General features: G+C 71.0%; 7 protein-coding genes and 1 pseudogene. 6 read left to right on the top strand and 2 right to left on the bottom strand.

Going from position 1 to position 7,396, the window contains the following annotated elements:
* Positions 1-1,302, top strand: a 1,302-nt coding sequence (locus tag CR470_RS34160; RefSeq protein WP_097871315.1) for a hypothetical protein, incomplete at its 5' end; no start/stop codon positions are given.
* A 79-nt stretch (positions 1,303-1,381) separates the two neighbouring features.
* Positions 1,382-1,693, top strand: a complete 312-nt coding sequence (locus CR470_RS34155; protein WP_097871314.1) for an NIPSNAP family protein — start codon at positions 1,382-1,384, stop codon at positions 1,691-1,693.
* Positions 1,694-1,698: 5 nt separating this feature from the next.
* Here CR470_RS34155 and CR470_RS38920 read toward each other — a convergent pair whose 3' ends face one another.
* Positions 1,699-1,863 carry a hypothetical protein gene (locus tag CR470_RS38920; RefSeq protein WP_218923798.1) on the bottom strand — a complete coding sequence of 55 codons (165 nt, stop codon included), beginning with the start codon at positions 1,861-1,863 and terminating at the stop codon, positions 1,699-1,701.
* Positions 1,864-1,956: 93 nt separating this feature from the next.
* Here CR470_RS38920 and CR470_RS34150 point away from each other — a divergent pair, with 93 nt between their 5' ends.
* Both CR470_RS34150 and CR470_RS34145 read left to right on the top strand, forming a co-directional pair.
* Positions 1,957-2,628, top strand: coding sequence for an alpha/beta hydrolase (locus CR470_RS34150; protein WP_097871317.1), 672 nt, complete (start codon positions 1,957-1,959; stop codon positions 2,626-2,628).
* A 200-nt stretch (positions 2,629-2,828) separates the two neighbouring features.
* Positions 2,829-4,832, top strand: a pseudogene (locus CR470_RS34145) (phosphocholine-specific phospholipase C); the annotation flags it as partial.
* A 51-nt stretch (positions 4,833-4,883) separates the two neighbouring features.
* Here the strand turns inward: CR470_RS34145 and CR470_RS34140 are convergent.
* Entirely contained in the window at positions 4,884-5,789 is a 906-nt protein-coding gene (locus CR470_RS34140) for a DUF2510 domain-containing protein (protein ID WP_097871316.1), read from the bottom strand.
* Between the two features lie 262 nt (positions 5,790-6,051).
* Here CR470_RS34140 and CR470_RS34135 point away from each other — a divergent pair, with 262 nt between their 5' ends.
* On the top strand, positions 6,052-6,783 hold the full coding sequence (locus CR470_RS34135; RefSeq protein WP_097871313.1) for a FadR/GntR family transcriptional regulator: 732 nt from the start codon (positions 6,052-6,054) through the stop codon (positions 6,781-6,783).
* 177 nt (positions 6,784-6,960) lie between these two features.
* Positions 6,961-7,396 (top strand): 4Fe-4S dicluster domain-containing protein (locus CR470_RS39185; protein WP_179892465.1); only part of this gene is annotated, 436 nt, incomplete at its 3' end.

The raw sequence follows: 7,396 nt of genomic DNA, 5'->3' as shown, positions 1-7,396 counted from the left end.
TTGCCAGCCCGCTCAGAGATGTGTATAAGAGACAGCGCGGGCGCCGCGCTGTCCGTCGTCACGCTGCTGCGCGCGGCCCGCGCCGGCGATCCGTCCTACCGCACCGCCGACCTCGTCACGGCCCTGGCCGAACTCCTGGGCACCGCACACCGGGTGGGGACGGCGTCCGGGGCGGAGCTGGCCGCGGTCACGGGCCGCGCGCGCCGCCCGTACAGCCCGGACGGCTCGCTGCGCCTGTACGGCCTGTTCACCGAGCCCGTCGTCACCGACTCGGGCCATGGCGGGGTCCGCACCTGGGTCGCCGGATCCGACGGCCGTCTCTTCACGGTCGGTGATGTGGCGCCCGGCGGCGTCGGGCGCGCCCTGGGCGTGGCCGACCGGGCCGTGCGCCTGGGGGACAGCGCGCTCACCCACCGGGAGCTGGGCCGGGCCGGCCTGGCGGTCTCCGGGGCGACGGTCTCGCCGGACGGCCGACTGGGCGCCGGGAAGGGCGTCAAGGCCGTTACCGCCCGGGGCGCTGCGTGGACGGAGCCGCCGCTCGCCGCCCTGTGGGAGACACCGCCCTCCGAACAGGCCGCCCGCGCCCTGCGGTCGGCCTCCCGCTACGCGGATCCGGAGGGCGGCGGCGGCAGCGACCTGCTCTTCCTGGACGTCGAACTCCTCGGCGCGGTCCGGGAGTCGGGCGGCTCCTGCCTGCTCGCGCGGTGCGAGGGAGGCGTTCCCGTCCGGCTCACCGTGGCCGACGACGACCCCGCGCTGGCCCACCGCGACAACATGATGCTGTTGGCCGCGGCGCCGGGGACACGGCTGAGGATCATCGGCCGCCTGGTGCCCGCCCCCCAACCCCGGCTCACCCTCCTCGCCTGCTCGCACCCCTCCGGCGAGGGCACGATCGACCTCGGCTTCGACCGCCTGCGCCGCGCCGACCTCCCGGACCCGACCGCCCCCGTGCACCCCGCCCCGCCCCAGCCCGGCGGGTCCGGCGCGCACTCGCCCCTGTACCTCCTGGAGCGCCGGGTCGAACAGACGGTCCCGGCGGGCCGCGCCGCCCTCGGCATGCTCGGCGACGTCACCGCCGAGACCCGGCGGATCCGCCGCGCCGGTCTCCCCACGGCCGCCGGACTCCTCACCGCCCTGTGTGCCTCTGCGGCCCAGCGCGATCGCGATCTTTTCGGCCGCCTGCTCCCTGTCGACACCGACGGCTTCGCCACCCACTGGCTGGCCGCCGCCCGCTACACGGCCGCCGTGGCCGAATCCCTGTGCTGGGCAGCTTGGGAACCGACTCAGGAGGGCGTTCGATAGGCGTTGCTCGTTCCGACCGGCCTGCTCACGAAGTCCGAACCGGCTCACGGCACCATCCGGCACACGGCATCATGCAGGAATGATCACCATTCACCTGAAGTACGAGATCGACGCGGACAAGCTCGCGGATTTCGAGGAGTACGGCCGCCGCTGGGTCCGGCTCGTCAACCGCTTCGGCGGAACGCACCACGGCTACTTCCTGCCGAGTGAGGGCGACAGCGACATCGCCTACGCCCTCTTCTCCTTTCCCGGCCTGGCCGCGTACGAGCAGTACCGCACGGACAGCGTGTCCGACCCGGAGTGCCAGGAAGCGTTTCAACTGGCCCGTGACACCCGCTGCATCAAGCGGTACGAACGCCGCTTCCTCCGGCCGCTCGACGGCCTCTCCTAGGGCGCCTAGCCGTCGTAGTCGTAGTCGTAGTCGTCGTGGTGGCGGACCCGGTCCATGATCCCGGCCTCCTCCTGGCTCCCCTGGCGCCCGATGGGAGTCAGGTCCAGGTAGGGGAAGGTGCCGCGAACTGCTTGTCCCGCGCCGGCAGTTCCTTTCGGGCCGCCAACCACTCATCTCTCGACAGAATCGCCGGACTCTTCATTTCGGCACTCGCTATCGTTGTACATTCCCAGCAACCAGACCTACGTGAGGAGGCGGGCGCGCTGTCTGCCGTAGTGCTCGTTCATGGCCTGTACCACCGTCCCGAGCACTTCGGCAAGGTGGCGGAACGCTTGCGGACCGAGGGAATCGAGGTCGTCGCTCCCGAGCTCCACCGAGGCTCGCTGTCCGCCGACACCGCAGCGGTCCAAGCCGCTGTCGACTCGCTGGCGGAACCTCCTCTCGTGCTCGGCCACTCCTACGGCGGGTCGGTGATCACCGGAGTGCGCGGAGCAGGACATCTGGTCTATCTGACGGCCTTCGTACCGGACACCGGCGAAAGCGCTGCCACTCTGAGCGGGGCGTCGCCGCGACTCCAGGAGGCGATCAACCCCGAGCCCGACGGATCGACCAGTCTGCGTCCCGACCTGGCCGCCGAGGCCCTCTACCACGGCTGCTCCGAACCCCTCGTCGACTGGGCGGTCGGCCTGCTCCGTCCGCAAGCCCGGGGCTGTGCCCGAGGAGTTCCGACGCATCACAGCTGGAAGGACACGCCCTCCACCTATGTCGTCTGCGGCCAGGACCGGGTCCTCGATCCTGCTCTGCAACGGAAGATGGCCTCGCGCTGCACCGAGACACGTGAGTGGCCGACGGGCCACTCCCCGTTCGTCGGGCACCCCGGGCTCCTCGTGGAACTCCTGAGGGAACTCCTCGCCACCACCACCCCGCAGAGGTGAGACGGAGAAGGAGCCGCCACCACGCTCCCTCCGCCGCCCGGACGGCCGTGAAGCTCAGTGGGCATCCACGCGGTGGGCCCGGCGCGCGCCGGGCGTACGGTCGGCGTTAACCGATCCGTCACGGCCTCTTCCGTTCTGTTCGGTTCTCTTGGAACATCCTGTTCGCTTCTGTTCCCCACACTCCAAGAGGCCCCTCACTCATGGCTGATATGAATCGGCGCCGCTTCTTCCGGATAGCCGGTGCGACGGCGGGGTTCGCCGCTCTGTCGGGCAGCATCGACCGCGCCGCCGCGATCCCCGCCCACCGGGCTTCCGGGACACTCCAGGATGTCGAGCACATCGTCGTCCTGATGCAGGAGAACCGTTCCTTCGACCACTACTTCGGGGCGTTGAACGGCGTGCGGGGGTTCGGGGACCCGCGGCCCGTGACGCTGCCGAGCGGGAAGCCCGTCTGGCATCAGGCCGATGCGACGGGCAAGGAGACCCTGCCGTTCCACCCGACCGCCGACGACTTGGGGATGCAGTTCCTCCAGGGCCTCAACCACGACTGGGCAGGCGGTCACCAGGCGTACAACGACGGGCGGTACGACCGCTGGATCCCCGCCAAGACGCCGACGACGATGGCCCATCTGACCCGGGACGACATTCCCTTCCACTACGCGCTCGCCGACCGGTTCACCGTGTGCGACGCCTACCACTGCTCGTTCATCGGGGCCACCGACCCCAACCGCTACTACCTTTGGTCGGGGCACACCGGAAACGACGGCACCGGCGGCGGGCCCGTTCTCGGCAACGAGGAGCGCGGCTACGGCTGGACGACGTACCCCGAACGTCTGGAGGAGGCCGGGGTCTCCTGGAAGATCTACCAGGACATCGGCGACGGCCTGGACGGCCCCGGCGGCTGGGGCTGGATCGACGACGCCTACCGGGGCAACTACGGCGACAACTCGCTGCTCTACTTCGACGCGTACCGCAACGCCCAGCCCGGAAACCCGTTGTACGACAAGGCGCGCACCGGTACGAACGTGGCCGGCGGCGACGGCTACTTCGACGGCATCGCCGCCGACGTCCGCGCCGGAACACTGCCGCAGATCTCCTGGGTCGCCGCCCCGGAAGCCTTCACCGAGCACTCCAACTTCCCCTCGAACTACGGTGCCTGGTACATCGCGCGGCTCCTGGACGCGCTGACGTCCGACCCCGGGGTGTGGAGCCGGACCGCCCTGTTCATCACCTATGACGAGAACGACGGCTTCTTCGACCACGTCGTGCCGCCGTACCCGCCGACCTCCGCGAACCAGGGCCTGTCCACGGCCGACACCTCCACCGAGGTGTACGCGGGCGGCACCTCGTACGGCCCCGGTGTCTACGGGCTCGGACCGCGCGTCCCGATGCTGGTCGTCTCACCCTGGAGCACCGGCGGCTACGTCTGCTCCGAGACCTTCGACCACACCTCGGTGCTGCGGTTCATGGAGCGGCGTTTCGGCGTGCGCGAGCCGAACATCTCACCGTGGCGGCGTGCCGTCTGCGGTGATCTGACCTCCGCCTTCGACTTCGCCCGCACCGTGCCCGCCCCCGGCGACCTGCCGGACACGTCCGCCTACGAGCCCCCGGACCGCGAACGTCACCCCGACTACCGTCCCACCCCGCCCGCCGTCGGGTCCCTGCCGAAGCAGGAGCCGGGCAGCCGACCCGCCCGGCCGCTCCCGTACGCCCCGTACGTCGACGGCGCCGTCGACGCGGGCACCGGGAAGATCGCGCTCACCTTCAGCCCGGGAACGGCGGTCGGCGCGCAGTTCTACGTCACCTCCGGGAACCGGACCGACGCCCCGTGGACGTACACCGCCGAGGCCGGCAGGACGGTGTCGGACGCCTGGAACTCCGCCTACTCCGGCGGGGCCCACGACCTCACGGTCCATGGCCCCAACGGCTTCCTCCGTACGTTCAGGAGCCCGGGTTCCACGGTCGGTCCCGAGGTCACCGCCCGCCACAACGACGGGAGCGGCAACCTCGACCTGACCCTCACCAACCCCGGTGACACCGAGGTCCGCCTCACTCTCTCCAACGCCGACGTCTACGGGGGAGCGGAGCAGTCGGTCACCGTTCGGCCCGGCGCCACCGTCTCGCGCACCATGGACCTGAGGGCGGGAAGGCGCTGGTACGACGTGTCCGTCACGGCCGAGGGCGACCCGGTCTTCCTGGCCCGGACCGTCTCCGATCCGGGCCCCCGCCGGAAACGCACACGACGGGCGGGCCGTTCAGACGGCTCCGCCGGTGCCTCCTCCGGCACCGGACGCGGCCTTGATCCCGCGGGTGATCTCGTCCAGGACGGACAGCTTCGGCGCGGCCTCGTTGATGTCGAACCCGGACCGGACCACGACGAGCATGTCCTTGGAGACGGGGGAGGGGAACACCAGCGATTCCACGTAGCCGTCGTCGCCCTTCTCCGTCACCACCTTCCAGCGCACGACGTAGCCCTTGCCGCCCGCCACCGTGACGGCCTCGGACTTCAGCTCCTCGTGCGAGGAAATCTTCCCGTAGCTCTTACCGCCGTAGGACTCCTGGGCGTTGAGGGTGATGTCCTTCTTGGCCGCCTCCTCGGGCGTCCCCGCGGTGAGTTTCACCGCTGCCGCCGGGGCGGAGAACACTCCACCGCGCACGCAGGTCTCGGCGGTGTCGCCGGGGCACGCGTGCTCACCCGTCGTCAGTCCGGCGCCGACCGCCCCGGATTTTCCCTTCCATCCCTTGGGCACGGGGAGGCTGATCCCTGCGGCCAGGTCCGTGGCGAAGCCCGGTTCGGTCGGCGGGAGCTGCTCACCGGGCCCCTGACCGTCGCCGTTCTCACCACCGTTGCCCTCGTCGCCCTTCTCACCGTCCTTCTCGCCGCCGTCCGGTGCGCCCGGCAGATCAGGGACGGCGGACGGGGAGGAGGCCGCCGTGTCCGGTCGGCCGCCGTCCTCGCCCAGCAGGTACACGCCGCCCCCGATGGCGGCGAGCACCACCGCGCCCACGGTCACACCGACGCCGACACGGAGCCCGCGACGCCGCGCCGCGCCGGGCGACGCGCGGACATGGCCGGTCCACCGCGCTCCGTCCCACCAGCGTTCCTGAGCGGGGCCATTGCCTGAGTGCCCGGGGTCTGGATGCCAGCCGGGCGGGGTCATCTGGGTCACGGGGGCACCCTATGCGGACCGGGTGAGAATCACATGAACTGCCCGCACGCGCTCAGGGTTCGATCGGCCCTGCGTGGATCGCGTAGCGAGAGAGCTCCAGGCGGCCGCGCAGGCCGGAGCTTCTGGAGCTAGGAGCGATGTCCATGAGGTCGGACCACATGCTCCGAAATCCGGCCGCCACTCTGAGGTCCGACCCCACGCTCGGTCTGACATAGGCTGCATATCCGGATCCGGCCGAGGCAGGGAGTGACGGATGCCCGTCGAATGGCAGCCCGTGCGGCAGTCCCGCACCCATGAGCTCGTGCTCCACAGCATCGAGGAACGGGTCTTCGCCGGAGAGCTCCGCGCCGGCGACCGGCTGCCGCCCGAACGGGAACTGGCCCCGGTGCTCGGCGTCAGCCGCTCCGCCCTGCGCGAGGCGCTGAGGGTGCTGGAGACCATCGGTGTCCTGGTGGCCCAGCCCGGCCGGGGACCCGACGCCGGGGCCCGCATCGTGCGCAACCCGGACGACGCCCTGGGCCGGCTGCTCCGTCTTCACTTCGCCCTCGGCAGCTACAGCCTCCAGGACGTTCTGGAGGCCCGGGTGGTCCTGGAGCGGTCCAGCTTCGAGGCAGCCGCCTGCCACGCACCGCCCGAGGACCTCGACGAGGCGGAGGAGTTGGTGGCGGCAATGGCGGAGCCGGGCATCGCGGTGAGCGGGTTCAATGATCTGGACACCCGCTTCCACGTGCTCATCGCCCGCAGCTCCGGAAACGCCCTGACGTCGACGCTCACCTCCGCCGTACGGGAGTCGGTGCGTCCGCTGATACTGCGCGCCCTGGAAGCCGCCGAGGACTGGCCGGCCACCGCTCGCGCCCTCAACGCCGAGCACGGGGCCCTCCTCGCGCTGGTACGGGAAGGGCGGGGCGCAGAAGCCGCGGACCTGGTGGAACGGCATATCCAGGGGCTGCACGGCACGCTGGTGGAAGGCCCCATCGCGCCATAGGCGCCCGAGCGGGCCCCGCACGGCACGCGACGCCGGGCGTGTCGTGCCGCACGACGCGTGGCGCGGACGTTCCACCCAGGACGTTCCACTCAACGGCCTGTGTCAACGGCCCCTGCGAGTGACCTGCGCTTTCTATGGTCCGACCATAGAAACCTCTATACCTCGCTGTGGACCGGAGTGACGCCCGGCGACGGTCCGCGCGACTTCCACCTGGTCCTCCTCGACAGCGGCCGCACCGCCGCCCTCGCCGCCGCCGTCGGACGCGCGGCCCTCAACTGCATCCGCTGCTCCGCCTGCCTCAACGTCTGCCCGGTGTACGAGCGGACCGGCGGCCACGCCTACGGATCGACCTACCCCGGACCCATCGGCGGCCGTCCTCACTCCGCAACTGGCCGGAATGCACGCGCGGCGAAGGACGACCCGAACAGTTCCCTGCCGTACACCTCCAGCCTCTGCGGGGCCTGCTTCGACGTCTGCCCCGTGAAGGTCGATATTGCGTTGCTGCTGGTGGAGTTGCGACACCAGCACACCGAACAGACAGGCGTCACACCGGAGAAGCCGGCGATGAAGGCGGCGGCCCCCGTGATGCGCCGCCCGGCCCTGTACACTCTGT

The organism is Streptomyces sp. rh34 (genome assembly GCF_002551245.1).
Taxonomy (GTDB): Bacteria; Actinomycetota; Actinomycetes; order Streptomycetales; family Streptomycetaceae; genus Streptomyces.
This window is presented reverse-complemented; position numbering and strand designations above follow the sequence as displayed.

Excerpts from the sequence above, each read along its gene's own strand:
- CR470_RS34155 (WP_097871314.1), top strand. The coding sequence starts at position 1,382 with ATGATCACCATTCACCTGAAGTACGAGATCGACGCGGACAAGCTCGCG.
- CR470_RS34140 (WP_097871316.1), bottom strand. The coding sequence starts at position 5,789 with ATGACCCCGCCCGGCTGGCATCCAGACCCCGGGCACTCAGGCAATGGC.
- CR470_RS34135 (WP_097871313.1), top strand. The coding sequence starts at position 6,052 with ATGCCCGTCGAATGGCAGCCCGTGCGGCAGTCCCGCACCCATGAGCTC.